Annotated in this window: 24 protein-coding genes and 1 pseudogene; 16 read left to right on the top strand and 9 right to left on the bottom strand. The window is 62.7% G+C overall.

Annotation, left to right across the window (positions count from 1 at the left end; translation table 11 throughout):
• Nucleotide 1 precedes the first annotated feature (1 nt).
• The 4 genes from ACIQ17_RS03055 (at nucleotide 2) to ACIQ17_RS03040 (ending at nucleotide 2,911) form a co-directional block, all read left to right on the top strand.
• Entirely contained in the window at nucleotides 2-1,156 is a 1,155-nt protein-coding gene (locus ACIQ17_RS03055; protein ID WP_398465256.1) for an alpha-D-ribose 1-methylphosphonate 5-triphosphate diphosphatase, read from the top strand.
• Nucleotides 1,153-1,728, top strand: coding sequence for a phosphonate metabolism protein/1,5-bisphosphokinase (PRPP-forming) PhnN (gene phnN / locus ACIQ17_RS03050; protein WP_398465254.1), 576 nt, complete (start codon nucleotides 1,153-1,155; stop codon nucleotides 1,726-1,728). The genes ACIQ17_RS03055 and phnN overlap by 4 nt, the downstream gene beginning before the upstream one ends.
• A gap of 17 nt (nucleotides 1,729-1,745) precedes the next feature.
• Entirely contained in the window at nucleotides 1,746-2,366 is a 621-nt protein-coding gene (locus tag ACIQ17_RS03045; RefSeq protein ID WP_398465252.1) for a pyridoxamine 5'-phosphate oxidase family protein, read from the top strand.
• 245 nt (nucleotides 2,367-2,611) lie between these two features.
• Complete coding sequence (locus ACIQ17_RS03040) at nucleotides 2,612-2,911, top strand: HU family DNA-binding protein (protein ID WP_211909997.1); 300 nt, start codon at nucleotides 2,612-2,614, stop codon at nucleotides 2,909-2,911.
• A 97-nt stretch (nucleotides 2,912-3,008) separates the two neighbouring features.
• Here ACIQ17_RS03040 and ACIQ17_RS03035 read toward each other — a convergent pair whose 3' ends face one another.
• Complete coding sequence (locus ACIQ17_RS03035; RefSeq protein ID WP_398465249.1) at nucleotides 3,009-3,182, bottom strand: DUF1328 domain-containing protein; 174 nt, start codon at nucleotides 3,180-3,182, stop codon at nucleotides 3,009-3,011.
• A gap of 353 nt (nucleotides 3,183-3,535) precedes the next feature.
• Here ACIQ17_RS03035 and ACIQ17_RS03030 point away from each other — a divergent pair, with 353 nt between their 5' ends.
• The 5 genes from ACIQ17_RS03030 (at nucleotide 3,536) to ACIQ17_RS03010 (ending at nucleotide 10,746) form a co-directional block, all read left to right on the top strand.
• Nucleotides 3,536-5,857, top strand: coding sequence for a polysaccharide biosynthesis tyrosine autokinase (locus tag ACIQ17_RS03030; protein ID WP_398465247.1), 2,322 nt, complete (start codon nucleotides 3,536-3,538; stop codon nucleotides 5,855-5,857).
• Nucleotides 5,857-7,008, top strand: coding sequence for a glycosyltransferase (locus tag ACIQ17_RS03025; protein ID WP_398465245.1), 1,152 nt, complete (start codon nucleotides 5,857-5,859; stop codon nucleotides 7,006-7,008). Before ACIQ17_RS03030 ends, ACIQ17_RS03025 begins: the two co-directional genes overlap by 1 nt.
• A gap of 31 nt (nucleotides 7,009-7,039) precedes the next feature.
• Nucleotides 7,040-8,539 carry a lipid II flippase MurJ gene (locus ACIQ17_RS03020; protein ID WP_398465243.1) on the top strand — a complete coding sequence of 500 codons (1,500 nt, stop codon included), beginning with the start codon at nucleotides 7,040-7,042 and terminating at the stop codon, nucleotides 8,537-8,539.
• Nucleotides 8,540-8,672: 133 nt separating this feature from the next.
• Nucleotides 8,673-9,602, top strand: a complete 930-nt coding sequence (locus ACIQ17_RS03015) for a polysaccharide deacetylase family protein (RefSeq protein ID WP_398465241.1) — start codon at nucleotides 8,673-8,675, stop codon at nucleotides 9,600-9,602.
• Nucleotides 9,595-10,746 carry a glycosyltransferase family 4 protein gene (locus tag ACIQ17_RS03010; protein ID WP_398465239.1) on the top strand — a complete coding sequence of 384 codons (1,152 nt, stop codon included), beginning with the start codon at nucleotides 9,595-9,597 and terminating at the stop codon, nucleotides 10,744-10,746. Before ACIQ17_RS03015 ends, ACIQ17_RS03010 begins: the two co-directional genes overlap by 8 nt.
• 6 nt (nucleotides 10,747-10,752) lie before the next feature.
• Here ACIQ17_RS03010 and ACIQ17_RS03005 read toward each other — a convergent pair whose 3' ends face one another.
• From ACIQ17_RS03005 to hemP, 7 genes are all read right to left on the bottom strand, one after another.
• The gene (locus ACIQ17_RS03005; protein WP_398465237.1) at nucleotides 10,753-11,931 is read right to left on the bottom strand and encodes a glycosyltransferase family 4 protein; all 1,179 of its coding nucleotides are present in this window, start codon (nucleotides 11,929-11,931) and stop codon (nucleotides 10,753-10,755) included.
• Nucleotides 11,932-12,193: 262 nt separating this feature from the next.
• Nucleotides 12,194-13,561: an FAD/NAD(P)-binding protein gene (locus ACIQ17_RS03000; RefSeq protein WP_398465235.1), complete on the bottom strand. Its 1,368-nt coding sequence runs from the start codon at nucleotides 13,559-13,561 to the stop codon at nucleotides 12,194-12,196.
• Between the two features lie 138 nt (nucleotides 13,562-13,699).
• Nucleotides 13,700-14,065 (bottom strand): response regulator, encoded by a 366-nt coding sequence (locus ACIQ17_RS02995; RefSeq protein WP_398465233.1) that lies wholly within the window; start codon nucleotides 14,063-14,065, stop codon nucleotides 13,700-13,702.
• A gap of 135 nt (nucleotides 14,066-14,200) precedes the next feature.
• Nucleotides 14,201-14,998: a heme ABC transporter ATP-binding protein gene (locus ACIQ17_RS02990; protein WP_398465231.1), complete on the bottom strand. Its 798-nt coding sequence runs from the start codon at nucleotides 14,996-14,998 to the stop codon at nucleotides 14,201-14,203.
• Nucleotides 14,995-16,092, bottom strand: coding sequence for a FecCD family ABC transporter permease (locus ACIQ17_RS02985; RefSeq protein ID WP_398465229.1), 1,098 nt, complete (start codon nucleotides 16,090-16,092; stop codon nucleotides 14,995-14,997). The genes ACIQ17_RS02990 and ACIQ17_RS02985 overlap by 4 nt, the downstream gene beginning before the upstream one ends.
• Before the next feature lies 1 nt (nucleotide 16,093).
• The gene (locus ACIQ17_RS02980) at nucleotides 16,094-17,074 is read right to left on the bottom strand and encodes a hemin ABC transporter substrate-binding protein (protein WP_398465227.1); all 981 of its coding nucleotides are present in this window, start codon (nucleotides 17,072-17,074) and stop codon (nucleotides 16,094-16,096) included.
• Entirely contained in the window at nucleotides 17,071-17,265 is a 195-nt protein-coding gene (gene hemP / locus ACIQ17_RS02975) for a hemin uptake protein HemP (RefSeq protein WP_398465225.1), read from the bottom strand. The genes ACIQ17_RS02980 and hemP overlap by 4 nt, the downstream gene beginning before the upstream one ends.
• A 249-nt stretch (nucleotides 17,266-17,514) precedes the next feature.
• Here hemP and ACIQ17_RS02970 point away from each other — a divergent pair, with 249 nt between their 5' ends.
• The 3 genes and pseudogenes from ACIQ17_RS02970 to hutX all read left to right on the top strand — a co-directional run bounded on the left by ACIQ17_RS02970 (nucleotide 17,515) and on the right by hutX (nucleotide 20,861).
• Nucleotides 17,515-19,884 (top strand): TonB-dependent hemoglobin/transferrin/lactoferrin family receptor, encoded by a 2,370-nt coding sequence (locus ACIQ17_RS02970; RefSeq protein WP_398465223.1) that lies wholly within the window; start codon nucleotides 17,515-17,517, stop codon nucleotides 19,882-19,884.
• 97 nt (nucleotides 19,885-19,981) lie between these two features.
• Nucleotides 19,982-20,318 (top strand): annotated as a pseudogene (locus ACIQ17_RS02965) (antibiotic biosynthesis monooxygenase family protein).
• A gap of 36 nt (nucleotides 20,319-20,354) precedes the next feature.
• Nucleotides 20,355-20,861 (top strand): heme utilization cystosolic carrier protein HutX, encoded by a 507-nt coding sequence (gene hutX / locus ACIQ17_RS02960; protein WP_398465221.1) that lies wholly within the window; start codon nucleotides 20,355-20,357, stop codon nucleotides 20,859-20,861.
• Between the two features lies 1 nt (nucleotide 20,862).
• Here the strand turns inward: hutX and ACIQ17_RS02955 are convergent, their stop codons facing one another.
• Entirely contained in the window at nucleotides 20,863-21,765 is a 903-nt protein-coding gene (locus tag ACIQ17_RS02955; RefSeq protein ID WP_398465219.1) for a LysR family transcriptional regulator, read from the bottom strand.
• 159 nt (nucleotides 21,766-21,924) lie between these two features.
• Here ACIQ17_RS02955 and ACIQ17_RS02950 point away from each other — a divergent pair, with 159 nt between their 5' ends.
• From ACIQ17_RS02950 to ACIQ17_RS02935, 4 genes are all read left to right on the top strand, one after another.
• On the top strand, nucleotides 21,925-23,145 hold the full coding sequence (locus ACIQ17_RS02950) for an amino acid ABC transporter substrate-binding protein (RefSeq protein ID WP_398465216.1): 1,221 nt from the start codon (nucleotides 21,925-21,927) through the stop codon (nucleotides 23,143-23,145).
• A gap of 29 nt (nucleotides 23,146-23,174) precedes the next feature.
• Entirely contained in the window at nucleotides 23,175-24,041 is an 867-nt protein-coding gene (locus ACIQ17_RS02945; protein WP_398465214.1) for a branched-chain amino acid ABC transporter permease, read from the top strand.
• A complete protein-coding gene (locus ACIQ17_RS02940; RefSeq protein ID WP_398465212.1) occupies nucleotides 24,038-24,988 on the top strand; it encodes a branched-chain amino acid ABC transporter permease in 951 nt (316 codons plus the stop codon). The genes ACIQ17_RS02945 and ACIQ17_RS02940 overlap by 4 nt, the downstream gene beginning before the upstream one ends.
• The coding region (locus ACIQ17_RS02935) for an ABC transporter ATP-binding protein (protein WP_398465210.1) at nucleotides 24,981-25,655 on the top strand (675 nt) is incomplete at its 3' end. The genes ACIQ17_RS02940 and ACIQ17_RS02935, both read left to right, overlap by 8 nt.

Below are 25,655 nucleotides of genomic sequence, written 5' to 3'. Positions count from 1 at the left end.
CATGAGCGCTTCATCGAGTGAAACCGTCATCGGTAACGCCAAAATCGTTCTTGCCGATCGCGTCATCGACAAAGGCTGGGTGGCTTTTGCGAATGGCCGCGTTGCCGAATTCGGCGAGGGCGATGCGCCTGGTGGCGCTGAAGACGCGCGCGGCGACTTGCTGATGCCGGGTTTGGTGGAACTGCACACCGATCATCTCGAAGCGCATTTCATGCCGCGGCCAAAGGTGTTCTGGGATCCGATTTCTGCCGTGGTGTCCTATGATGGCCAGCTTGCCACGTCGGGCATCACCACTGTGCTGGACTCCGTGCGGGTCGGTTGCGAGGACTCCAGTCAGGGCATCGACAGCTACGCCGAGCTCCTTGTCGATTCCATCGCCAATGCCGGCAAGGCCGATCTGTTGCGCGTCGAGCACTTCCTGCATCTGCGCTGCGAAATCCCGATGCCGTCGGTGGTCGAGGAAGCCAAGGCGCTGCTCGGCAAGACCGACGTGCGGCTGATGTCGCTGATGGATCACACGCCAGGCCAGCGCCAGTTCCGCGACGAGGAGAAGCTGCGCACCTATTATCGCGGCAAGGGCGGCAAGAACGACGCCGAACTCGACATCCTGTTCGCCAATCGCCTCGCCTGCCAGCAGCAATATGCGGCCGGCAACATGCGCGCCATCGTCGCGCTCGCCCATGCCAACAACATCCCGCTGGCGAGCCATGACGACACCACGCATGAGAACGTGACTGAAGCCGTGGGTGACAAGGTCTCGGTGGCCGAATTCCCGACCACGCTGGAAGCAGCACAGGGTCTGCACAAGGCCGGCATCGGCATCCTGATGGGTGCGCCGAATGTGGTCCGCAATGGTTCGCATTCCGGCAATATCGCCGCCATCGATCTCGCACGTGAAGGCATGCTCGACATCCTGTCGTCCGACTATGTGCCATCGAGCCTGCTGATGGGCGCGCTGCAACTGGCCACCAAGGTGCCGGCGATCGATCTCGCCAGCGCTGTCCGCACGGTCACCAAGCGGCCGGCAGAGGCCGTCGGTCTGATGGATCGCGGCGAGATCGCCGTCGGCAAGCGGGCGGATGTGATCCGCGTCCATGTCGCCCATGACGTGCCGGTCGTGCGCAGCGTATGGCGGGAAGGGCAGCGTGTGGCATGACCGACCTCGCAGCGATCTCCGAGCTAGAGGCCAGGATCGGACCGGGCCGGCTGGTGCTGGTCGTCGGCCCGTCGGGCGCCGGCAAGGATACGCTGCTCGGTCTGGCGCAGGCCGCATTGGCGGATGATGGCGACGTCGTCTTCGTCCGCCGCGTGGTGACGCGTGAGGCGTCGGCCCATGAGAACAATGAGCAGGTGACGCCGGAAGCATTTTACGCCGCTCGGGACGATGGCGCCTTTGCCATCGATTGGGAAGCGCATGGGCTTTGCTATGCGCTGCCGCGGTCGATCGACGACGATATCCGCGCCGGTCGCAGCGTGGTCGCCAATATTTCGCGGACGGTCATCCCGGCGTTACGTGCGGCCTATGCGGATGTGGTGGTCGTGTCGATCACCGCGCCACCGGAAGTGCTCGCAGCCAGGCTCGCAGCGCGTGGCCGTGCCAGCGACGGGCCGATCGGCGACCGACTCAAGCGCAGCGTCCAGACGGCAGGCGCGGATGTGACGATCAGCAATGTGGGGGAGGCCGATCTTCACGCGGCCGAACTGATCCGGGCGATCAAGAGACAATAGGAAGCAGGAGAACGGCCGTGGCAGTGATCGAGACCATCGAGCAACTCGAATCCATCTATGGCCGCCTCGAAGACGTCGGCGAGGCATCGACAGCCAAGGTCGCGGACCGCGTCACGGCGCAGTATCGCCGTCTGATCGAGGTCTCGCCTTTCGTGGCGCTGGCGACCTCCGGCCCGGAAGGGCTCGACTGCTCGCCGCGCGGCGACCTGCCGGGCTTCGTCCGCATCCATGACGAGAAGACCCTGATGATGCCGGATCGTCGCGGGAACAACCGCATCGACAGCCTCCGCAACATCGTCAGGGATCCCCGGATCGGGATGCTGTTCCTGATCCCGGGATCGGGCACGACCCTGCGCATCAACGGCATCGCTCATCTGTCCGACGATCCGGCATTGCTGGCCTCCTTTGCCGTCACCGAGAAGGCGCCGCGCACCGTCATCGTCATGGAGGTCGGCGAGATCTACTTCCAGTGCGCCCGCGCCATCGTCCGCTCGGACCTGTGGAATCCCGACAAGCGGATCGATCCCAGGACCCTTCCGACGCCCGGCGAGATCCTGGCGGAGATGAGCGAGCAGCGGGTCGGTGGGGTGGAATACGACCGCGCCTGGCCGGAGCGGGCGCGCCAGACCATGTGGTAGACCGGTCCTGAAGATGGGGCCACTGCGATCGGTCGCGGCCGAATCCCCTGGCCCCTTTATTTATAGGAAATGGGCTTGCGCGGTCCCCGAATCCCTGCCGTACAAGTCGAATCGGGGTTTGTGCGCCAAAAAACACCGTTTTTTACGGGATAAACGGCCGCGTGGCCTATTGCGGACCTGTTTTTTCCGGCGATTCCGCTAGTGTCAGTTTCACCGAATCACTCCTGCAAACGCAAAGGTGCAACATGGCAGACCAAATGACGAAGTCGCAGCTCATCGAGAAGATCGCTGAGACCACCGAACTCACCAAGAAGGACGTCAAGGGCGTTCTCGAGAACCTCGCCACCCTCGGCTACAAAGAGCTGAAGAAGAACGGCGTGTTCCTCGTTCCGGGCTTCGCCAAGTTCGTCGTCATCAAGAAGCCGGCGACCAAGGCTCGCAAGGGCACCAACCCGTTTACCGGCGAAGCCATGACCTTCAAGGCCAAGCCGGCCCGTAAGATCGTGCGCGCCCGCCCGGTCAAGGCTGCGAAGGACGCGGTCTAAGAATTTCCGGGACGACCGTTCGGTCGTCCCGCTTGTGTTTGCTTTCGGCGCGGCATTGCTCAGGCAATGTCGCGCCGTTCGCGTTTATGGGGCAGCGCTACGCTCGAAAGATCGTGATCCCGAGCACCAGCAGAAGGATGCAGATCACGAGGAAGATATAGAACAGGATCTTGGCGACATCTGCCGTCGCAGCGGAGATGCCGGTGAAGCCGAACACGCCGGCGACGATCGATACGAGAAAGAAAATCAGCGCCCATTTCAGCAGGGTCATGGCATTGCTCCGATTGAATTCGAAGCGGGAACGCGATGCAGCGACGCTTGGTTCCATCGCGGCGCAGGCGATGCGCACGGACATGTTTACCGAGGCAATGAGCAACGCCGTGCGCGTTCGCGTATAAGTGTACCAATTGGTGCCATAAACGCGGAACGGTTGTATTTTAAACGAGCCCTTAACCAAGACATCCCTAATGAAGAATGAGTGCCCGATGCAGTCGTTTCTGCATCAGGGACGCCACAATAGGGTGTTGTATGCGTATGGTGGTCGTTGAGTACTGGACCCGTGAAATGGGCGTTGTGACAGTGTTGCGCGCCGTATCGACGCCAAGCCCCATCGTGTGACACGCCATGTTCATCCGACGACCAGCAAACTCTTCGCCCGCTGCTGACACCGTGCAGACGGAAAATCCGCTGCACAAGGTCTGGCGCCATCGTCAGATTTTCGGCGCCGTGTTCTGCGGCACCCTGATCATCACCGTGATCGCGCTGTTCGTCGTGCCGGTGCGTTATTCCGCGTCGGGCTCGGTCATCGTCGCCGAGCAGGAGCCCAGCAACGCCAATGCGTCCGCGGCATGGGCCGCGAAGATCGGCGATCCCGCCGACGTGGAAAGCCAGCTGCTCATCGTCAAGTCGCCGCGCATCATGCGCCTCGCGCTCGATGCGTCCGGCATTCGCGATGCAGCGATCCAGGATTGCTTTGCGCGCAGCACCACCACCTCGACCTGCGAGAAGGCGAAAGAAGATACGGGAGCGCTGGTCGACTACATCGCTGGCAACTACTCGATCGGCGGCACCGGCCGTTCGCGCGTCATCAGCATCGGCTACACGTCGCCGATCGCCGAAGTCTCGCAGAAGATGGCGAATGCGCTGACCAATGCGTTCCTCGATGACCAGCGCGTCACCGGTGCCAACAGCAAGGAGCTTGCGGCGTCCTATCTCTGGAAGGAAGCCAAGCAGCTCGACGCCGAATTGCGCGATGCCGATGCCAAGATCCAGGCGTTCCGCCGCAACAAGGGGCTGGCGCGCGGTCAGCAGGCGCCGATCTGGTCGGAACGCCTCACCAGCATCAGCCAGCAACTGGCGAATGCGGAAAATGCGCGCGCGGAAGCCGCGGCGCGGCTGCAGGAGATCAAGAGCAATCAGGCGCGCGCCATCGATTCACCGGCCGTGCAGTCGAACCGTTCGATCTCCGATCTCAAGCAGCAGCTGACCGTCGTGACAGCGCAGCTGGCCAATCAGTCCAATTCGCTGGGCCCGCGTCATCCGTCGATCCGCGCCCTCGAGCAGGAACAGGCGGCGATCCGCGAACGCATAAATGCGGAAGTCGCAAGCACCGTCGCAAGCGCGCAGAAGAATTTCGAATCCAGCGATGCGCTGGTGAAGTCGCTGACCAAGCAGATGGATGACGCCAAGGCGGAAGTCGGATCGGCAACGTCCGAAGAGGCGACGATCGAGAGTCTTGCGCGCAACACCGAAATCAAGCGCACGCAATATGCCGATCTCTATCGACGCGCCAGCGAGCTGGAAACCGAGCGTCGCGTGTTGATCGGAAGCACCCGTCTCGTCAGCCTCGCTGAACTCCCGATGAAGCCGTTCTTCCCGAAGAAGATCCCGTTCATCGCGGCCGGTGCGACGCTGGCCCTGCTGCTGGCAAGTTTCGCCGCCTTCTTCGGCGACAGCATGAGGCTCGATGGTTTTGCGCGCGGGCGTCAGGCGGTGCGACGCGAACCGCCGACGGAACCGGTCGCGGTGCCGCCGGCTGCTGCGGTTGACACACCCGTTGCGCCGATCGCGCCACCGGTTGCTCCTGCTGCGCCGCCTGTCGTGACGGATGCGCCACCCGCGCAGCCGCGACCCGGTCCGGCTCTTGCCGGCTCGTCATCGGAGCTATCGGTGGTCACCGGTGCACCGATCCTCGCGCGGTTGCCGGCCATCAAGCGCGATGCCGCGGAGACGACCATCGGTGCAATCCTGTCCGCGCAGTCCGGCGCTGCTCTGGCGCGCAGCCTGCCGCAGGCGCGCGACGACCTTCACTATCAGGATGCACTGCGCGATCTGGCTGCGCGTCTCCTCGCGCCGGGCGGCGGCAAGGTCCGCAAGACGATCCTTGTCGCGTCGCCATCAACCGCCGAAGGAAAGACGTTCCTCACGCTGTCGCTGGCCCAGCATCTCGCTGCGGCGGGTCGCAACGTGCTGGTGATCGAATCCGATCTTGGCGCGCCCAAGCTGGAAAACGCGCTCGGTCTCCGTGCCGGTCTTGGCCTGCAGGGCGTCCTGCGCGGCGAGATCACGCCGCGCGAAGCTGTCGTCAGTTCAGGCCTGGCCAATCTCGATACCATTCCGGCTGGGCCTGTGCCGGCATCGGCCGAGCTCCTGATGCGCCAGCCGCTTGCCGATGTCCTGCAATGGGCGCGCACCTATGATGTCGTCCTTGTCGATGCGCCGTCGCCTGGCATCCAGACCGATATCGGCGCACTCGCCAAGCAGGTCGATGGCGTGCTGCTCTGCATGCGCTCGGGTCGTTCCTCCATCGGGCAGGCTGTCGCGACGTCGAGTGCCATTCGTGTCGCGGGCGGTGAATTGATCGGCATCGCCATCACCATGGTCCCTGATGCCGGCGCGACAAGCGCGGCCACCACTCCGAATGATGTCTATGCCGGAGTGACGTGATGTCGTCACCGCGCGTCCTGTTCGTGTGCCATACCGGCTCGATCTCTGGCGCGGAACTGGTGCTGATCGATCTGGTGCGGCCATGGGCGGGACAGTCGGCGCTGCTGTTCGAGGATGGGCCGTTGCATGCCGCGCTGTCGGCCTGCGGGTTGAATGTCGCAATTTCGCGCTGGGGCAATGGGCTGAACGATGTCCGGCGCGATAGTTCGTTTGCCAAGGTCGTTCCCGTCGTCAGTGCCATGTATGGCATCGTTGCCGAAGTCGCGCGGTTCGCGCGTCGGCATGATGTGGTCTATGCCAATTCGCAGAAGGCCTTTGTCCTCTCTGCCATCGCCGCCAAGCTGGTTCGGCGCCCGCTGATCTGGCACCTGCACGACATCATCTCGCCCGCGCATTTCGGCAGCATGCAGCGCCGCGTGCAGGTGTTGCTGGCCAATCACTGCACCGCCAGGGTCGTGGTGCCGTCAAAGGCGGCGGCCGATGCGTTCATCGCCGAAGGCGGCCGCAAGGACCTTGTCGCCATCGTGCCCAACGGTCTCGACATCGCGCCGGAAGCGCAATCGCCTGCCGAAATTCGTCGCGAGCTGAACCTGCCGCAAGGAGCGTTGGTCGGTGTGTTCAGCCGGCTTGCCGAATGGAAGGGACAGCACGTCGTGCTGGAGGCCCTCGCCAACACGCCGGGTGTCAGCTGCATCATCGCCGGCTCGGCACTGTTCGGCGAGGAGGCCTATGAGCAGCGCTTGCGGCAGATGGTGCGCGATCTCGCGCTCGGTGAGCGCGTGCATTTCCTCGGCCAGCGCAGTGATGTGCCGCGCCTGATGCGGGCCGTCGATGCCGTGATCCATCCCTCCATCGATCCTGAACCATTCGGCCGCACGCTGGTGGAGGCGATGCTGGCGGACGTGCCGGTGATTGCCACCGATGCCGGCGCCGCTTCGGACATCCTCGAAGGCGGCAGGGCCGGCACGCTGGTCCCGCCCGGCGATGCCGTCGCGCTGGCGCAGGCCATTGCCGGCGTCATGTTGCGTTCGCCCGAACATGTGAAACAGATTGAATATGCGGCCGCGCGGGCGCGATCGCATTACGGCGTCGCGCAGATGCTCGATGCGACGTCGCGCCTGATTCGCCAGGCCGCCGGAGAGAAAGCGTGATGATGCGCGGCCTCGGCGGGGCGCCTGCGTCATGACCACACAGCGCCAGTCGAGCGGACGCTTCGTCGCAAAACTGATCAGCGGCGCGCTGGCGAGCAAGCTGCTCGGCTTTGGCCGCGAGATCGCGATGGCGCATGTGCTTGGTGCCACGCTCGTCGCCGACGGTTTTCGCGGCGCGATCACGGCGGTGTTCCTGCCGATCGCCTTCCTGCAGAACGAGACCGTGCCCGCGGTGATGATCCCGATGCATCGCGATGCGTTGAAGGGCGACGATGCACCGCGCAAGCTCGGCGCGCTTGCCGTCGCTTTGACCGGCATCGCCATGGTGTTGATGGTGCTGCTGCAGGGGCTTGGCGAACTGGCCGTGCAGGCCATTGTCGGCGGCTTCTCGGCGGAAGGCCGCAGCCTGACCCTCGATTTCATCCGCATCATGGCGCTCGCCATGCCGGGATCGGTGCTGGTGAACGTGCTGGCATCCGGCGAGATCGCATTGGGACGCACGCGGCTGACGAATATCCGCGCCAGCACGCTCAACATCTCCGTCCTGATCGGCATCGGCCTGATCGTCGCCACCGGAAATTTCCACACACTGGCGTGGTCCTTCGCCTTTGCATTCAACGGTCTCGCGGTGTGGGGCCTGTTCACGCTGGCGCGCGGCGGGGCTATCAGCTTCCGCGGTCTGTCGCTTGCGACCGTCATGGCATCGGCGCGGGAGTTCTTTCACCGCCTGCGTCCGTTGCTGGCACTGCCGATTGCCGAACAGGCCAATATCTGGGTCGAGCGCCTGCTGGCCTCGCGCGTCGGTACGGGCGCCGTGGCTTCGCTGGACTATGCGCGCACGCTGACGGAAAGTGCGCTGCTGCTGATCAGCCAGCCTGTCGGTCTGGCGGTGTTGTCGAATGAGAAGCCGAAGGAACTCGGCGAGCAGATCGAGAGCATCGCAAGGCCGATCCTGGCGCTGTCGGTTCCGGCATCGGCATTCCTGTTGATGTTCGCACCGGACATCGTCCGCCTCGTCTTCTTCCGCGGCGCTTTCAACGAACAGGCCCTGGTCCTGACCAGCCAGGCGCTGCAGGGCATTTCGTGCGGGCTGTGGGCGGCGACGCTGGGCTGGATCCTGATCCGCATCATCAATGGTGCCGGACGGAACTTCGTCGCCGCGGTGATCATCGTCGTCGCCTATCTCGCCAATATCGGCGTCAATCTTCTCACATCCTATCTGCCGCATGTTCCGGAGTCCGGTACATTGCTGCTCGGGCTGGGCGAAGCGACACGTGGTATCGTCCTTCTGGCGGGCGTGATGATGGTGCTGAAGTCGCGCAAGAAGCTTCTGTTCTGGCTGTTCCTCGCCAGCATCCCGGCATTGCTGATGGTGCTGTCGGGCTGGCAGATCCATCAATGGTTCGAGGGAACCTGGCAGCGGCTCTTCGTCGGCGGCGCTGCCTGTCTTGCCTGCATCGCAATGTCCTTCGCGATGCTATTGCCAAATATCTATGTTGCGGCATTCGCGCGCTTGCGAAGCCGATTTTAATTTGATTGATCGCACTGATTTGCCGGGGGCGGCTGAGGAATTGCAGATGAAGCGATTATTGTCCGGCGCCGCGAGGCGGATGGCTAGGTCGGAGGCGCTGGTTCGTCCGATCAGCATGGTTGCGGATATGTTGATGAGCAGTCGTGGCTGCCTCATGACATTCCATCGCGGCGCGCCTGCCCATCGCTGGGAGCAGCTCCCTAACCGCAACTTCTATCTCGATACGACGTTTCTGGATCAGTTTCTCGTCTATCTGAAGAAACAGGACTGGGATGTCGTGACCATCGAGGAAGCCACGCGCCGTTCCAGAAGTGGAGGCAAGCGGTTCGTGAACTTCTCCATCGATGATTGTTATCGCGATACCTATGAGGACATCGTCCCGCTGTTCCGACGCCACAATGTACCAGTGACGCTGTTCGTCACCACGGGCATTCCGGATGGCACGCTGCCACTATGGGCTGCCGGGCTGGAGGATACGCTGCTCAATCGTGATCATGTCATGCTCGAAGAGGGGGCGATCGCGGTGCCCGATTTCGTTGCCAAGCAGGCCGCGTTCTTCCGGATTGCCGACAGCTGGGATGGACCGCAGGCGGCGAAGTGTTACGCCACGTTCTGCCAGCTCAACGATATCGATATGGACGCAATGCACTGGAAGCACGCGATCAGCTGGGAGATGCTCGCGGAACTGCGTGACGATCCGCTGGTAGAGATCGGCGGGCATACGGTGACCCACGCACGCATCTCGTCATTGTCACCGGCAGATGCACTGTTCGAATTGCAGCACTGCCGCGATCGGCTGATCGAGCAGCTCGGTATTCCTGCACGACACTTTGCGTTTCCTTACGGACGTTCCGGCGATTGCGGCGCGCGCGACTTTGCAATCGCGCGCGATGCCGGCTATGCGAGTGCGTCGACCACGCGCAAGGGACTCGTGATGCAGGGGCAGGATCCATATTCGCTGCCACGCTGCACGATCAACGGCTCGGACCGGAGTGTCGCGACCATGGAATTGCATCTCTCGGGTATGACCGGCTTTGCCGCGCGGATGACCGGACGTGTCTAGCGCATCGCGCCTCAGGATTCTCTCCATTGCACATCCGGCCGTCAGCCGCGATGCGGGGCGGCTGCGCTATTATCCGCTCGGGCTTCGCGATGATGTCGATGTGCATCTCGTCGTGCCCGCCGTCTGGTATCAGTTCGGGCGCACCATCGTTGCCGATCCTTCGGATGATCCCGGCATCACCGTGCATGTGATGCCGATCCGGCTGCCCAAGGCGGGTCCGATGAGCTGGTACCTGCATTTCTATCCGGGCCTGGGCAAGCTCATCCGCGAACTCGATCCGGATGTGATCCATCTCTGGGAAGAGCCGTGGAGCGTCGTCGCCATGCAGGCGCGTCTGCTCAAGGGCCGCGCAGCCATGGTGATGGAAGTCGATCAGAATATCCTGAAGCGTCTGCCGCCGCCGTTCGAATTTATTCGCAAGCAGGTGCTCGTGAACACCGATCACGTGCTGTCGCGCAGCCCGGACGCGACGGCGGTCGTGCGCGCGCGGAGCTATGACGGGCCGGTGTCGCCGATCGGATATGGTGTCGATCTCACCAATTTCCGTCCCGATGTCCCGGCGTTGCTGCCGCCGGTGCAGCGTCCGGAATTCCGGATCGGTTATGTCGGCCGCCTGGTGGTGGAGAAGGGGCTGGACGACGCGCTGGACGCCATGGCGCGCGCGACCACACCAGTCACGCTCGCGCTGATGGGCGAGGGGCCGCATGAGGAGCCGTTGCGACGACGCGTGGCCGAACTCGGTCTCACCGACCGCGTCAGCTTCCGCGGTTGGGGCAAGCCGGCGGAAGTCGCAGGCTTTCTGCGCAGCCTCGATGCGATGATCCTGCTGACGCGCACGACCAGCGTGGTGAAGGAGCAATTCGGACGTGTGATCACGGAAGCGCAAGCCTGCGGCGTGCCGGTGATCGGATCGACCGGCGGCGCCATTCCCGATGTGATCGGCGAAGGGGGCTGGGTCGTGCCCGAAAGCGATCCGGCAGCGCTGGCCGTGCTGATCGATCGCATCGCCGTCGATCCGGCCGAGCTGGAGAAGCGGGCGCAGGCCGCGCAGGCGAATGTGATCAGCCGTTTCACCTATGAGGCCGTCGCCAGGGATATCGCAAATGCCTGTTTCGCGGCCGCCGCGCGACGGCGCGGGCGCTGACGTGGCTCAGGCGCCAGCGGGCACAGCCTCGTTCGACCGTGCATGTTTCGACGCCTGAACCTGTTCGAGCAGCTCGACATAGCGCGAGCCGACATAGTCCCAGCCATAATTGAGCGCAGTGTGATGGGCACCGTCACGCAGTTTCGCGTGCAGGTCGGGATCGGCAAAAGTCGCCGCGATCTTGTTGGCGATATCCGTGCCATCCATCGCGATCCGATAGCCGTTCACGCCATCGACGAGATAGTCCTCGATGCCGCCGACCGGTGTCGCGAACACCGGCGTCGAGCAGGCCATGGCTTCCATGCAGACCAGCGAGAAGGTCTCATAGGCCGTCGGCAGCACGAAGGCATCGGCTGCTGAATAGAGTGCGGGCATGTCAGTTCGCGAGCCAGCGAAGACGAGGCGGTCCGCGGATGTGGTCGCCATCTTGCGGTAGGGCGCGGGATTGTCCGAGCCGACCACCAGCATCCAGACATCGGGGCCAAGGCGATCGAGCGCACCGATCGCATGCGCAAGCCCCTTGCGGCGGAATTCGTGTCCGGCAAATACCAGCAGCTTGGCGTCGAGCGGGATGTTGAACTCGCGGCGGATCGCGATGCCGGCCTCGATGTCGCGCTTGAAGCGCGTGAGGTCGATGCCATTCGGGATCACGCGGATGCGCGAGGCCGGCACCTTGTAAATGTTCTGCAGTTCGGTTGCCACGCGCGGCGAGACGGCGACATACATGCGATAGCGCAGGCCACCGATCATCCAGCGGTCGCGCAGGCTCACCCACAGATGCATCGGGTTCAGCATCCATTTCCAGTCGCCGGCGCTGCGCTTCTCGGCCAGGCTCTGGGCGTTGACGGCGTGGACGACGAGCACGTCGCCACTCAGGCTGTCGCCATGGCTGATGACGACGGCCTTGTCGTGATGATGAGCGGCGCGTGTCGCCAGCATCGTGAAGATCGGCACCACGAGGAAGCGACCGGCATAACGCAGCACGCCGCGCGTCTTGATCCGCGACAGCCAGGCGCCGACGCGCTCGACATGCGTGCCGGCCGTGGATCGCTCGCCGACGGCGCTGGCCAGGACCGTGTTGGCGATCTTGGCGCGGCTGAAGGCGCAGGCCAGTTCGCTGGCGACGCTTTCGACACCGCCGACCGAGCTCAGCTCCTGGACGATCTGCACGATTTCAATGGGCATGGCGCTACGCTCGTAAAGGGTTCAATCAACCAGTCGCGAATTCACCGTTGGACGACAATCTCGATCCGTCGTGTTCTTCGCAGGCTTTCCGCTGCGACACAATGTCTCAATTTCAGAATGGTATGTGAGGACGCCGCGATGAATGATGCTGTCGCATCGCGCAGACGATGATCTGCCGCGGCGTGAGATGTGTATCGAATTGAGCGGATTGATCTCAATTGCACACAGGCGAGACGGGGCGTTCTGCCCGCGCCGAGGCGCGCTAGCAGTCCGCGGCGACGTTCAATTGGTCGGCAATCGCGAGGATCTGCCGGCGGATATTGGTCGCTGCTGTCACTTCCCAGAACGCGCCGCGCGTGGCGTGGCCGATGGCATAGAGCCCGTGCTGAACCGATCCAGAGGTGTCGCGCAGCTGGCAGTTGTCATCGACATCGAGGCCAAGGCCTTGATTGCCTCGCCGTGCCATGCCGGATGCCAGCATCGATCCGACCAGCGGATTGGCGATGCGGTCGTATCGCTCTTCCGGACCGGTGCAGTTCAATATCCAGTCCGTGGACATCTGCATGGTGTCGCCGCCGCGTTGACGGATGGCGATGTCATATCCCGCTGATGTCCGGTCGGTCGTCGAGATCCGGCCAGCGAGCACGTGGAGCAGACCGGCGCTCTGCAGCTGCTCCAGCAATTGCGCGACATCGGGAGCAAGCCTGTGTCGATGCACCAGCCAGATGGCACGCAGGTGGCGCGAGAAGCGCTCACGCTCGATCTGCGGCGCCTCGGTCCACAGTCCTGCAATCTGCAGCCGGAACGTATCGATCGATGTCTGCCACGGAACGCCGGCCTCCATCTTGCGGCGCGTGTCATCGCGCAAGGCAGCAAAGATGCCGCGTGCCGTTGCCTGCGGCCAATGTTCCACGGGCGCTGGATCGATCTCCGCGGGCGCATCGACGAGTGGCAGCAGTCCGCGCCGCGAGATCATGGTGATCGGCTGCTGGAGACCGCGGCGGTGGAGATCGATCACAACGTCGACCGCAGTGGCTCCGGTGCCGATCACCAGGACGCGCTCATTCATGGCGATCGGATCGAGCGCGCCGGGCGCCCAGACATCGGTGATCGATCGCGGTGATGGCTCGATGCCCGGAAACGGCGAAGGCGACGGATTGCCGAGGCACAGGAAGACGAGATCAAAACTCTGGCGATGGCCCGATGCAAGTGTCAGCTCATAGCCAGGCGCCCACTTGGCGACGTCGATGACGGCATCCGTTTGTGTGGTGACGCGCCCGCTCGTGACAGTGTCCGACAGTTGTGCGGCGATATAGTCGCCATAGACCCGGCGCGGGACGAACGAGGCCGAATAATCCGGCCAATTTGCTTGTCCGGTCTCAGCGAGCCAATCGGCAAAGCCCTCTGTGTCCTCGGCACCAATGCCGCCCATCTTGTAGGCGGGCACATTGAGACGATGCCAGGCGGCCTTGGCGGAATAGGCCAGGCCGCGGCCGAATGCGCCATCCCGATCGAAAATCGTGGTCGCGGCAATTCGTGGAATTTTCGAGAGCGCAAGGGCACTCAATGCGCCGGCGATGCCGCCGCCAATGATGGCGACGCGCCATTGCCCGGCAGGAAGTTGAGTCATGGAGCTGGGCAATTGCGGAAGAATGATCGTCTCTTAAACGCGTGAAACCAATCAATTTATTCCATGCTGTCCGAGCCCAGACAAGCCCCTCCGCACGATCGGGTCAGGATCGCGCGAAGTGAGGTGAATAGCGCAAATCTAGTGGAGGGACTGTTCTGCAACCCGCAGAATGTCGATGGGGCTCCAGGGCTTGGCCATGAACAGAGTGCCGTCAGGCAAGCGGCGCACGCGTGGTGCTCCGGATGTGACGATGACTTTCAGGTCGGGATAGCGCTGCTTGGCGAGGTAAGCGAGTTCAACGCCATCCATCATGCCGGCAAGCTCGACATCGGTGAACACCATCGAGACATTGTCGCCGGATTCTTCCAGCACGAGCACGGCAGCTTCGGCGCTCTCGCATTCGATGACGTCCAGCTCGCTCTCTTCGAGCAACAGGCTGACAAGGGTGCGTTGGGCCTCGTCATTCTCGACCACCAAGGCAGTAGACCTGTGTGCATATCCCATGAGGGGAACCTCCATGATTGTTGCAACAGGATAGCAATGCGCCAATTCATCCCGAGTTCATCAATAAGGCAGGTTCCCGCGCGCAAATGTGCTGCAGACGGGCCTGTCCTTGCCATGATCGCTTGTGTGGGTAGTTCAGGCCGTTGTTGCGCGCATCGATTGTGGCAACAGATAAGGCATTCCATCGTCCGATTGTGCGATCGCAACATCGATATGGAACACGCGTCGCAGGACATCGCTGGTGATGGTCTCGCCCGGCGTACCTTCTGCGGCGATCAGGCCGTCACACATCACGACGATGCGGTCGGCGAATCGAATGGCGAGATTGAGATCGTGCAGCACCGCAATGACAGCTGTGCCATTGCGTGCGCGCTGCCTCGATGTCTCGACCAGAGCAATCTGGTGACGCAGATCGAGACTTGACGTCGGCTCGTCGAGCAGCAGCACGCCCGGCCCGCATGCTTCTTCTCCGCAGGCGAGTTGCACGAGAACGCGGGCGAAATGCGCGCGCTGCTGTTCGCCGCCAGACATGGTCGGCAATTCGCGATGCCGGAACGCGTCCAGCCCGACCTCGGCGATGGCATCATCGACCAGTTTCTGCACCGATGCGAGCGGGCGGTTGCCGCGTCCCATGCGCACCACTTCTTCCACGGTGAAGGGAAAGCTCACCGTGATGTGCTGCGAGAGCATCGCCCGCTGCATGGCGAGATCCGCAGGCGACCACGCAGCGATCGTGCGTCCCTTGAGCGCGACGGTGCCGCTGTTCGGGCTGACATCACCGGACAATGCACGCAACAAGGTGGATTTGCCGGCGCCGTTGGGGCCGACAATGGCCAGCATCTCGCCACCGCGCAGCGTCAGATTCACATGGCGCAGCAATGTCGATTGCCCCGCCGAGACGGAAATGTCCGTTGCTGCAAGAAGCGCCGTCACAGGCCCACCAATCCGCGTTGGCGCAGCAGGATCAGCAGGAAGACGGGTGCGCCGACCGCAGCGGTCAGGATGCCGATCGGCATCTCCGCGGGTGCCACGATGGTGCGGGCCAACGCATCGGCGCCCACCAGCAGACTGCCGCCGAGCACGATCGATGCCGGCAGCAACAGCCGATGGCCGGGACCGATCATCAACCGCAGCAGATGCGGCACGACGATGCCGACAAAGCCGATCACGCCGCAGATGGAAACGGCAACGCCGGTCATGGCGGAGATGATGACAATGCAGATGCGCTTCAGGCGCTCCACATCGATGCCCGAATGGAATGCTTCGGATTCGCCGAGGATCAGCACATCGAGGCCGCGATGGATGAAGATCATGGCGGCGAGGGCGATGGTGAAGACCGGAACAATGGTCGTCGCCTTGCTCCAGGTGGCGCCGCTGAGCGAGCCGAGCAGCCAGAAGGTGATGTCGCGCAATTGGCGGTCGTCGGCGATGAAGACGAGCAGGCCGATGCCTGCATTGGCAATCGCTGCAATCGCAAGACCGGCGAGCAGAAAGATGGTGATGGACGTGCGGCCGCTGCGGGTGGCGATGCGATAGAGGATGATCGTGGTCAGCAGCGAGCCGACAAAGGCGGCGAGCGGCAGCAGGACCGGCTGCATGAACTGGACGTGGATGGCGAAACGGCTGTCGCTGATGACGATGGCGCTCGCGGCCGCCAGAGCGCCGCCGCTGGAGACGCCGACCAGTGCAGGATCTGCCAGCGGGTTACGAAACAGTCCCTGCATGATGGCGCCGGCCGCGCCGAGGATGCCGCCGATCATCGCCGCCACCGCGATGCGCGGCAGGCGGATGGACCACAGGATCAGTTGATCGCGCGCATGCAAGGCGTCGCCGGGTGAGGGTGGGACAAAACCGAGTGCTGCCGGCAGCCGCGCAATCGGAATGCCGGCCGCGCCGATGGTGGTCGCCATGATCGTGGTCAGCAACAGGAAGACGAGAAGTCCGCCGACCACCAGCAGGGCAGGCGGGCGTCGGACGCGATGCTGCGTCCTGATGAACACAGTCGGCTTGGCGTCAGATGCGCTCATGTCACTGGCGGCAATTGACGGTCGATGAACCTGCCTGAACCGCTGCAGTTTCCCTGGAAAGCGCAGGATGGATCTTCACTGCGAGATCATGTGCGGCCGATGCGGTGCGCGGGCCGAAGCCGAGCAGATACAGCCCGTCCATGGCCACGAAGCTCTTGTCCCTGGCCGCGGGTGTCAGCGCAAAGGCAGGGCTGGCAAAAATCGCAGCCGACTGCACCGACTCCTTGCCACGCTCCATGGTGAGGATGACATCCGGCCTGGCTGCGGCGATCGCCTCGTCGCTCATGATCTTGTAGCCGTCGAAACCGTCCACCGCATTTGTGCCGCCGGCCAGCTTGATGATCTCACTGGCGGCGGTCTTTTGGCCGGACACCATGGCGCGCCCGTCGACGAACGACATCACGAACATCACCCGCACCGGCGCCTTCGCTTTGGCACGCAGCTCGCGCAATCCGGCGAGATCGGTCTCGACGGATTTGACGAGGCATTCGCCGCGCGATCCGAGGCCGGTGACTTTTGCCACCATCCGGATCTTGTCGACAATGCCGGTCTCTGAGAACGACTCCGGGACCATGATCAGCGGGATCTTCGCGGAGTCGATGACTTCGATGGTTTCCTTCGGGCCAGCGCCCGCGATGGCCAGCACGAGCTGCGGATTGAGGCCGAGCACGCCTTCGGCGGACAGCTGCCGCATGTAACCGACATTGGGTTTGTCGGTCATCGCCCTGGCCGGAAACAGGCTGGTGGTGTCGACCGCGACGATCCGGTCGTCGGCGCCCAGTGCATAGAGGATTTCGGTGACAGCGCCGCCGATCGAGACGATGCGGGTCGGGTGGCCGATGGCGACATCGCGGCCGCGGGCGTCGTGGATGACGACATCCTCGGCGGCAGCTGCAGCCGATAGCGCGAGACAGCCGCTCAATGCCAGGCATTGCAGCATGCGCGTGAAGGTGCCTCGGCTGGCTGCCGCCGCGCGGGTCATTTGGTGAGGATCAGCTTGTTCTGGAAGGTCAGGCGAAGCCGGTAGGTGTCCTCGCCATGGGTGATCAGCAATTCGCGCTGATCGGCGAACAGCTCCTTGCTGTCCATGCGGTCGCCATCCACGAAAATGCTGCGCTGCGCCTGAGCCTTGATGCCCGCGGCATTACGGCCGTCGTGAGAGCCCGTGTCCATCGTATCAATCTGCCCGGTCGATGAGAATTCCTGTGGCAGTTATAGGTTTTGGCAACCGGCATCGCCAAGCGTTGCAGTCTATAATCAATGTAAACAGGCGGAGGGTCAGTTGACCCTTTTGTCACAGGCCCGTATTCGAAAATGGCGGTTTGGTGGCGGGGGTCGCCGAGTCGTGTCCGAGCCAGCACGCCCTGCCCATCGCGCAGCGCCAGCCAGCCATGATCATCATTTGACTTGGGGAATTAGGTCATGGCTCTCGGAAGCGGGACTGCGCGCGCCTTGTTGTTGGGTGTGTCCGTTGCGGCGTTGGGGATATTCATTGCGCAGGACGCAATGGCTCAGTCTGTCGAGACGGTGCAGCCGGCCAAGCCGAAGCCGAAGAAGAAGCGCGCCGCGGCGCCTGCAGTTCAGCTTCCGCCGGAGGTCGCCAATGCCAGTGCTCAGGCAGGCCGATCGACCCAGTCGCTCGATGAAATCACGGTGACGGCGTCGAAAACACAGGAGCGCGCCATCGATGCGCTGGCTCCGGTCAGCGTGGTGAATCAGGAGCAGATTCAACTGCAGCAGCCGAACCGGCTGAGCCAGCTTTTCTATAACGTTCCTGGCGTCTGGATGCAGGATCGCGGCGATGATCCATCGACGGCGATCAATATTCGCGGCCTGCAGGATTTCGGTCGTGTTGCCGTGGTCGTTGATGGCGCGCGCCAGAATTACCAGCGCACGGGCCACAATGCGAACGGCTCGTTCTTCCTCGATCCCGAACTGATCGGTGGCATCGACATCACCCGCGGGCCGACGGCCAATATCTACGGCTCCGGCGCCATCGGTGGTGTCGCCTCGTTCCGGACCAAGGATATCAACGATGTCTTGCGGCCGGGCGAGCGCTGGGGCGTCGATGTGGGCGGCTCCTACGGCTCCAACAACAATCGCGGCCTCGCGTCCGTGTTCGGCGGCGTGCGCGTCGATCCGACCGTCGATGTGTTTGGCGGCGCGGTCTACAGGACCCAGGGCAACTACAAGGACGGTGACGGCACCGAGATCGGCAATACCGGCAACGATATCGCCGCCGGCCTGATGAAGCTGACGGTTCGCCCGGCGGACGGCCATGAGATCAAGTTCGGAGGTCTTTTCCAGGACTATCAATACAGCGTCGGCCAGATGAATCGCGGTCCGACCACCACGGCAGCGCCGGCTGCAGCCATTGCCGGCTCGTCGGTCTACGGCTCCAATGCCAAGACCTACACCGGCACCATGACGTGGAAGTATTCCAGGCCGGACGACATGTTGTTCGACTGGAGCGCCACATTGTATGGCAATCGCACCGACAACGATCAGATCAAGACTTATAACAACCGCATCACGGCAGGCTCCGGCACGTGTACGCTGGCCAATCCCGGTAACAACATTTCCGGCTGTGTCGGCGATCGCCGCGGTTACCTGCTCGACACGATCGGCGTCGACGTCAACAACACGTCGCGTTTCGATGTTGGCGGATGGCGCAATGCCGTCACCTACGGTTTCGACGTCTTCAACGACAAGGTCACGACCTGGGATTCCCGCGGTAATTCCAACATCACCACGCCAAGCGGTGAGCGCACCGTTGGTGGCGGTTTCATCCAGCTGAAAAACAATTATTCGAGCTGGCTCGAAGTGATCAGCGCGCTGCGCTACGATCACTATGAGCTCAACTCGGCGGGGACAGGAGTTGGCGGGACCACGTCGTCGAGCGGTGATCGCCTGTCGCCGAAAATCACCGTCGGCGTCACACCCGTCGCCGGTTTCACGCCCTATGTCAGCTACGCGGAGGGCTATCGTGCGCCGTCGATCACGGAGACGCTGATCGCGGGCGGTCATGCCACTGGCGGCGGTCCGACCCTGTTCAACTGCGCCGATGGGACTTCAGGTCTGTTCTGCTTCCTGCCGAACCCGAACCTGCGTGCTGAAGTCGGCAAGAACAAGGAAGTCGGCGTTAATCTGAAGTACAATGGCATCTTCACGGCCGGCGACAGCTTCCGTGCGAAGTTCAATTTCTTCCGCAACGACGTCGATAACTATATCGACCTGGTTGCTTCGACTCCGGTGCCTTCGCCGCTGACCTTCATGGGCTTCCCGATACCGGGGCGGTTTAGCCAGTTCTATCAGTACCAGAACATTGCAGCCGCCAAGATCGAGGGTTTCGAAGCCGAGACATCCTATGATGCGGGCGACTGGTTCCTTGGCGTCGGCGCCACGCTTCAGCGCGGAAAGAATGCCGATACCAATGTTGGTCTGGCCACGATCCAGCCGCGCAAGGTCACGACCACCGGTGGTCTCCGCTTGCTTGACCGCAAGCTGATCATCTCGGCCCAGTGGGCCTCTGTCGGCGCCATCACCGATATCCCGGCTGGCTATGTGCCATCGACCTCGTACGATCTGGTCAATCTCTACGTGGCCTATCAGCCCACGCCAGACGTGACCCTGAATTTTGGTGTCGACAACATTCTGAACAAGTACTATCGGCCCTACGCCATTCCGGGCGCGGGTGCGGATGGCACGACTCAGAACGATGTGCTCTGGACCAGCCCCGGCCCTGGCATCGTCTACAAAGGTGGCTTGAAGATTCACTTCGGCGGCGCATAACCGCCATCTGGATCAGCTAATCTCCAAGCAGATCGCGCTCATGCCTGGCGCGATTTCGCTTATGATGCACCCGACAGACATTTAAAAGGAAATCTCCATGTTCATCGCCATGAACCGCTTTCAGGTCAAAACCGGCTCCGAACAGGCTTTCGAGCAGATCTGGGCCAGCCGCGAATCCTATCTCAGCGAATTGCCGGGCTTCGTCGAATTCCACCTGCTGAAGGGCCCGGTGGCCGAGGATCACACGCTGTATTCCTCTCACACGGTCTGGACCAGCAAGGCCAATTTTCGAGGGCTGGACCAAGTCCGAGCAGTTCCGCAAGGCGCATGCGCGCGCTGACAACAAGTCGGAAGGCGCCAGCCTCTATCTCGGTCATCCGAAGTTCGAGGGGTTCGAGGTGATCCAGACCGAGAAGAACAGTAACGCAGCCTGACCACGGTGCGCATCGCGATCGATCACGGAGCAGACCATGTCGAATGCTGATCTCGCCGCCCTCAAGGCTCACATGGCCGAGAACCCCGGCGCCGTGATCGAGACCGTCGCGCATGAGCGCGGCGTGACGCCGCGTGCGGTGATCGAGGCATTGCCGGCCGAGATGGTGAAAATCGGCGGCGGTGCCGATGCCTTTGTCTCGGCGATGCAGGATATCGCCGAATGGGGCGAGGTGACGCTGATCGTCCACACCGACGATGGCATCTTCGAAACCACGGCGCCGCTGTCGCCGGGCAAGCTCGGTCACGGCTACTACAATCTGACCGAGCCGAAGGGCCTGCACGGCCATCTGCGCCATGAACGGTGCGGCGGAATCGCATTCGTCGAGCGGCCGTTCATGGGCAAGTCCTCGGCCTTCGTCGCCTTCCTGAATGTGGATGGCGGCGTGATGTTCAAGGTGTTTGTCGGTCGCGACGAGGCGCGGGCGCTGAAGTCGGATCAGCTGGCGCGTTTTCGCGCATTGGCGGCGAAGATCGCGGCTTGAGCTAGTCGTCCAGCTCCTTCATCCGCGCCATCAGCATCTCCGCCGCGAGGCGGGTCGAGGGGGAAGCCATGCGCGCGGCGAGCTGGACGAGGGTAACCTGCGTGGCTTCGAGCCGCTTGTCGCGCAGTGGCACGGCGACCAGATGGCCGCCATTGATTTGCGCCATCGCAGAGACCATCGGCATGAAGGTCGCGAGATCCGTCCGGGCGGTGATGGTTTGGGCGAAAGCGAGGGAATTGGTCTCGCTGCATATTTCCAATTGAATGCCGGCCTGGGCGCAGGATTTGTCGAGCTCCTGGCGGATACCGAAGGATGTGTCCGGCAGGATGACACGCAGCCCCGCGAGATCCTTCATGCGCATCGCAGGCTGCGCCGCGAGCGGATGCCGGGGCGAGACGATCAGGCAGACCGGTTGGCGCATGCGGCCGAGTTCGTTGAGATCACGGCGGTTGGCGCGGCCGAAGATCAGGCCGAGATCGACCTCGTTCTGTCCGACCAGTTCCACAACGTCGCGGGAGCCGACGGCGGTGACGGACAGGGCAATGCCGGGATATCGTTGCGAGAGATCGGTGAAAACGCCTGGCAGGAAGTCCGACAGCATCCCCTCGACTGTGGCGATCTTGACCTGACCGCGGCGCAGCGAGGCGAATTCCTCGACCTGGCTGCGCAGCCCGTCGGGCTGGCTGCGATTGTCGATTGCATAGCGATAGAGCACATGGCCGGCGTCGGTCAGGTTCATGCCGCGCGCGCCGCGCTCGAACAGTTTGACCGCAAGCTCTTCCTCCAGCCCCTGCACCTGCCGGCTGATGGCGGAAGGTGCGATCCGCAGTGCTGCGGCCGCCTGCTTGATCGAGCCGCATTCGGTGACGACGCGAAAATAACGGATGGCAGTGGATTCGATCATCAACCTGTCTCTCGCGAGCGATGCCCGCTGCGGCGGCAGGGGCTGGCTAGCGTTCTGATTTTCAGATCGGATGCGTCGAATTTCAATGCTTTTATTCGATATCTAAATTTGTCAGTCTTTCCATCGGGTCAAAGTCACCGTCCCTGATGGAGAACTTGAATGTTTCGCCTCCGGTCTGCCTTCCCGACACGCATTTCAGCCTCTCTCGCGCTGGCGGTGGCCGGCTTCGCCGCGGCGACATCCATCGCCTCGGCCCAGGATGTCATCCGCTTCGGCGCGCCGCTGCCGATCACCGGCCCGCTGGCGCCGGAAGCGGTGAAGCAGCAGCAGGGCTACGATCTCTGGGCCGAGCAGGCCAACAAGGCCGGCGGCATCAATGTCGGCGGCAAGAAATACAAGGTCGAGATCGTCTATTCCGACTATCAGTCGAATACGCCGCGCTCGGTGCAGACCACCGAACAGATGATCACCCAGGAGAAGGTGAACTTCATGTTCGGCCCGTTCGGTTCGGGCGCCGCCAAGGCCGCGAGCACGATCGCCGAGAAATACAAGATGCCGATGCTGGCCGCGACGGCATCGTCGGTGCAGGTCTACGACCAGAATTACAAATATCTGTTCGGCACCTTCACCCCGAACGACACGCTGACCACGCCGCTGACCAAACTCGTCAAGGCCAAGGCGACCGATGTGAAGAAGGTGGCGATCCTCGCCCGCAACGATCTGTTCCCGCTCGCGATTGCGCAGGAAATGGAGAAGTCGGCCAAGGAGAACGGGCTCGAAGTCGTCTATTTCGAGAAATATGCGATCAACACGCTGGATCACTCGGCGACGCTGTCGCAGATCAAGTCGCTGGCGCCGCAATGGATCTTCGTCACCGGCTATACGAATGATCTTCTCCTTGTCCGCAAGCAGATGGCCGACCAGCAGATCAAAGCCGGTGTCGTCACCATGATCGCCGGTCCGGCCTATCAGGAGTTCATCGACTCCGCCGGTCCGAACGCCGAGAACATCTCCAGCGCCTCGTGGTGGCATCCGGCCGAAAAGTATGACGGCAAGGACATCTTCGGCTCCACCGCGAATTTCGTGAAGCTGTTCAAGGACAAGTACAAGGCCGAGCCGGACTGCGCGCATGCATCGGCGGCGGTCTGCGGCGCGCTGTTCCAGATGGCCATCGAAAAGGCCGGTTCGCTCGACCGCGACAAGGTGCGGGACGAACTCGCCAAGATGGACGTCGTGACCTTCTGGGGCCCGGTGAAATTCGGCGCCAATGGCCAGATCAACTCGCTCGAACCGCCAGTCTTCCAGATCCAGGGTGGCAAGCCGATCGTGCTCTTCCCTGACGCGATCAAGCAGGGTGACTTCAAGCTCGGCGTGAACTGAGCAACGGCCGCGACCGGCGAGGAATCGACATGCTGGCGGTCCAGGTTCTCATCAATGCACTCGTGCTCGGGTGTCTCTATGCCTGTATTGCGATCGGTTTCTCGCTGGTCTGGGGTGTGCTCAACGTCATCAACCTGATCCACGGCTCGTTCATCGTGCTCGGCGCCTATCTGGCCTGGGGCGCCTATAATTCGCTCGGCCTGTCGCCCTGGTATTCGCTACTGATCGCGGCGCCAGCCTTCTTCGTGTTCGGCTACATCCTGCAGCGCATTCTGCTCAACCGCGTCATCACCGCACCGGTGCTGGTGACGCTGACGCTGACCTTCGGGCTCGATCTGATCCTGAACAATGCGATGATCTATTACTTCAAGGCTGACTACCGGAAGCTCATCCTCAGCCCGCCGACCGGATCAATCTCGATCTTCGATGTGGTGGTGCCCATCGACCGCCTGATCGCGACCGGCGCTGCGTTGTTCCTGACCTTCCTGCTCTATTTGCTGCTGCGTCGCTCCAAGGTCGGTCGCGCCATCGTGGCGGTCCGTCTCGATCGCGATGCCGCCGTGCTGATGGGCGTCGATGTCAAATCCATCTATGCGGTTGCTTTCGGCCTCGGCGCGGCGCTCGCCGGCTGTGCCGGCGTGCTGATGGCGCTGATCTTCCCGATCTCGCCGCTGACATCGTCAGCGTACCTCGGCAAGGCCTTCGTGGTCTGCGTGCTGGGTGGCCTCGGCAGCGTCTCCGGGGCGCTGGCCGGTGGCCTTCTGCTGGCTTTGGTCGAAGGCATCGGCTCGGTCTATCTCGGCCCCGCCCATGCGGTGACGCTGTCCTTCGTTCTCTTGATCGTGTTCCTCATCGTCAGGCCGCAGGGCCTGCTTGGCCGGAAGGGCTTTGAATGACCCGGTCCCATTACGCCCTGTTCGGATTCCTCGCCTGCGTCGCAGCGCTGCCGCTGTTCGGCGAGGCCTATGCGTTGCGCCTCGGCACCATCGCCTGCATGTATGCGGTGTTCGCACTGTCCTGGAACATTGTCGGCGGTTTTGCCGGCTATCCGTCCTTTTCGACCGCTGCCTTCTTCGGTCTCGGCGCTTATACGACCGGCATTCTGATGAACAAGGGCGTGCCCCTGCTGGTGTCGGTGGGTGTGTCGCTGGTGTTCTGCCTGTTGCTGGCGGCATTGTTCGGCGCGGTGCTGCTGCGTCTGCGCGGGCACTATTTCGCCATCGCCTCGCTGTCGCTGGTGGAGGTGTTCCGCGAGCTCGTCAACAATGCGACCGATCTCACCGGCGGCGGCATGGGCCTCAATATCCCGCTGGTGCCGGGATCGAGCGTGATGTCGGACGCGACATTCTTCTTCTACGCGATGTGGGGCCTGCTGCTCATCACAGCGATTACTGTGACGATTGTGGCGACATCGAAGCTCGGCTTCGGCCTCAACTGCATCCGCCAGAACGAGACCGCGGCGAGCATGGTCGGCCTCAATGCGACGCTCTACAAGGCAATCGCCTTCGGCCTCTCTGCCTGCTTCGTCGGCGCGGCCGGCGGACTCTATGCCGCCTGGGTGCATTACATCGATCCGTCTGACGTATTCGACATCCTCTATTCGGTGAAGCCGATCGTGATGGCGCTGATGGGTGGTCTCGGCTCGCCGCTTGGCGTGGTGTTCGGCGCCTTCCTCTATCTCGGTCTCGAGGAGGTGGTCTGGCGCAACTACATCCAGATCCATTCCGGTGTACTCGGCGTGTTGATCATCCTGCTGCTGCTGTTCCTGCCGCATGGTCTGGTTTCGCTGCGTATCGAGAAAATCCGGCAGGCGCTGTTCGGACGAAAGGCCAGCCATGTCTGAGCCGGCGCACGAAATCCTGCATCTCAGCAATGTCTCGCGCCATTTCAGCGGGCTGAAAGCGCTCAGCGATGTCTCGCTGTCGGTGAACAGGGGTGAGGTGGTCGGCCTGATCGGCCCCAATGGCGCCGGCAAGACGACGCTGGTGAACACCATCTGCGGCGTGACGCCGGCGTCGTCGGGTGTCGTCACCTTCGATGGCAAGGACATCACGCGCATCAAGACCTATCAGTCGGCGCGCATGGGCCTGTCGCGCACGTTCCAGATCGTGCAGCCCTTCGCCGAATATTCGGCACTCGACAATGTCGCGGCGGCCGCCTTGTTCTCGCAGCCGGGCGAAAGCCTTAAGTCCGCGCGTGAGGCGGCGCGGGTGCATCTGTCGTTTGTTGGTCTCGACGCCCAGGCCGACCAGTCCGCGGCGACGCTGACGCTCGCGATGCGCAAGCGCCTCGAACTTGCCAAGGCGCTGGCGATGAAGCCGAAGCTGCTGTTTCTTGACGAGGTCAATGCCGGCCTCAACAGCGCCGAGGTCGAGCGCGCGACGAAGCTGATCCATCAGCTTGCGGCGGACGGCATCACCATCGTGATGATCGAGCATCTGATGAAAGTGGTGCTGAATGTCTGCACGCGGATCGCGGTGCTGCATAATGGCCGGCTGATCGCTGATGGT

It is taken from the genome of Tardiphaga sp. (assembly GCF_044340795.1).
Classification (GTDB): domain Bacteria; phylum Pseudomonadota; class Alphaproteobacteria; order Rhizobiales; family Xanthobacteraceae; genus Tardiphaga.
The sequence above is the reverse complement of the archived record's forward strand: the minus strand, read 5'-3'. Positions and strand labels throughout refer to the sequence as shown.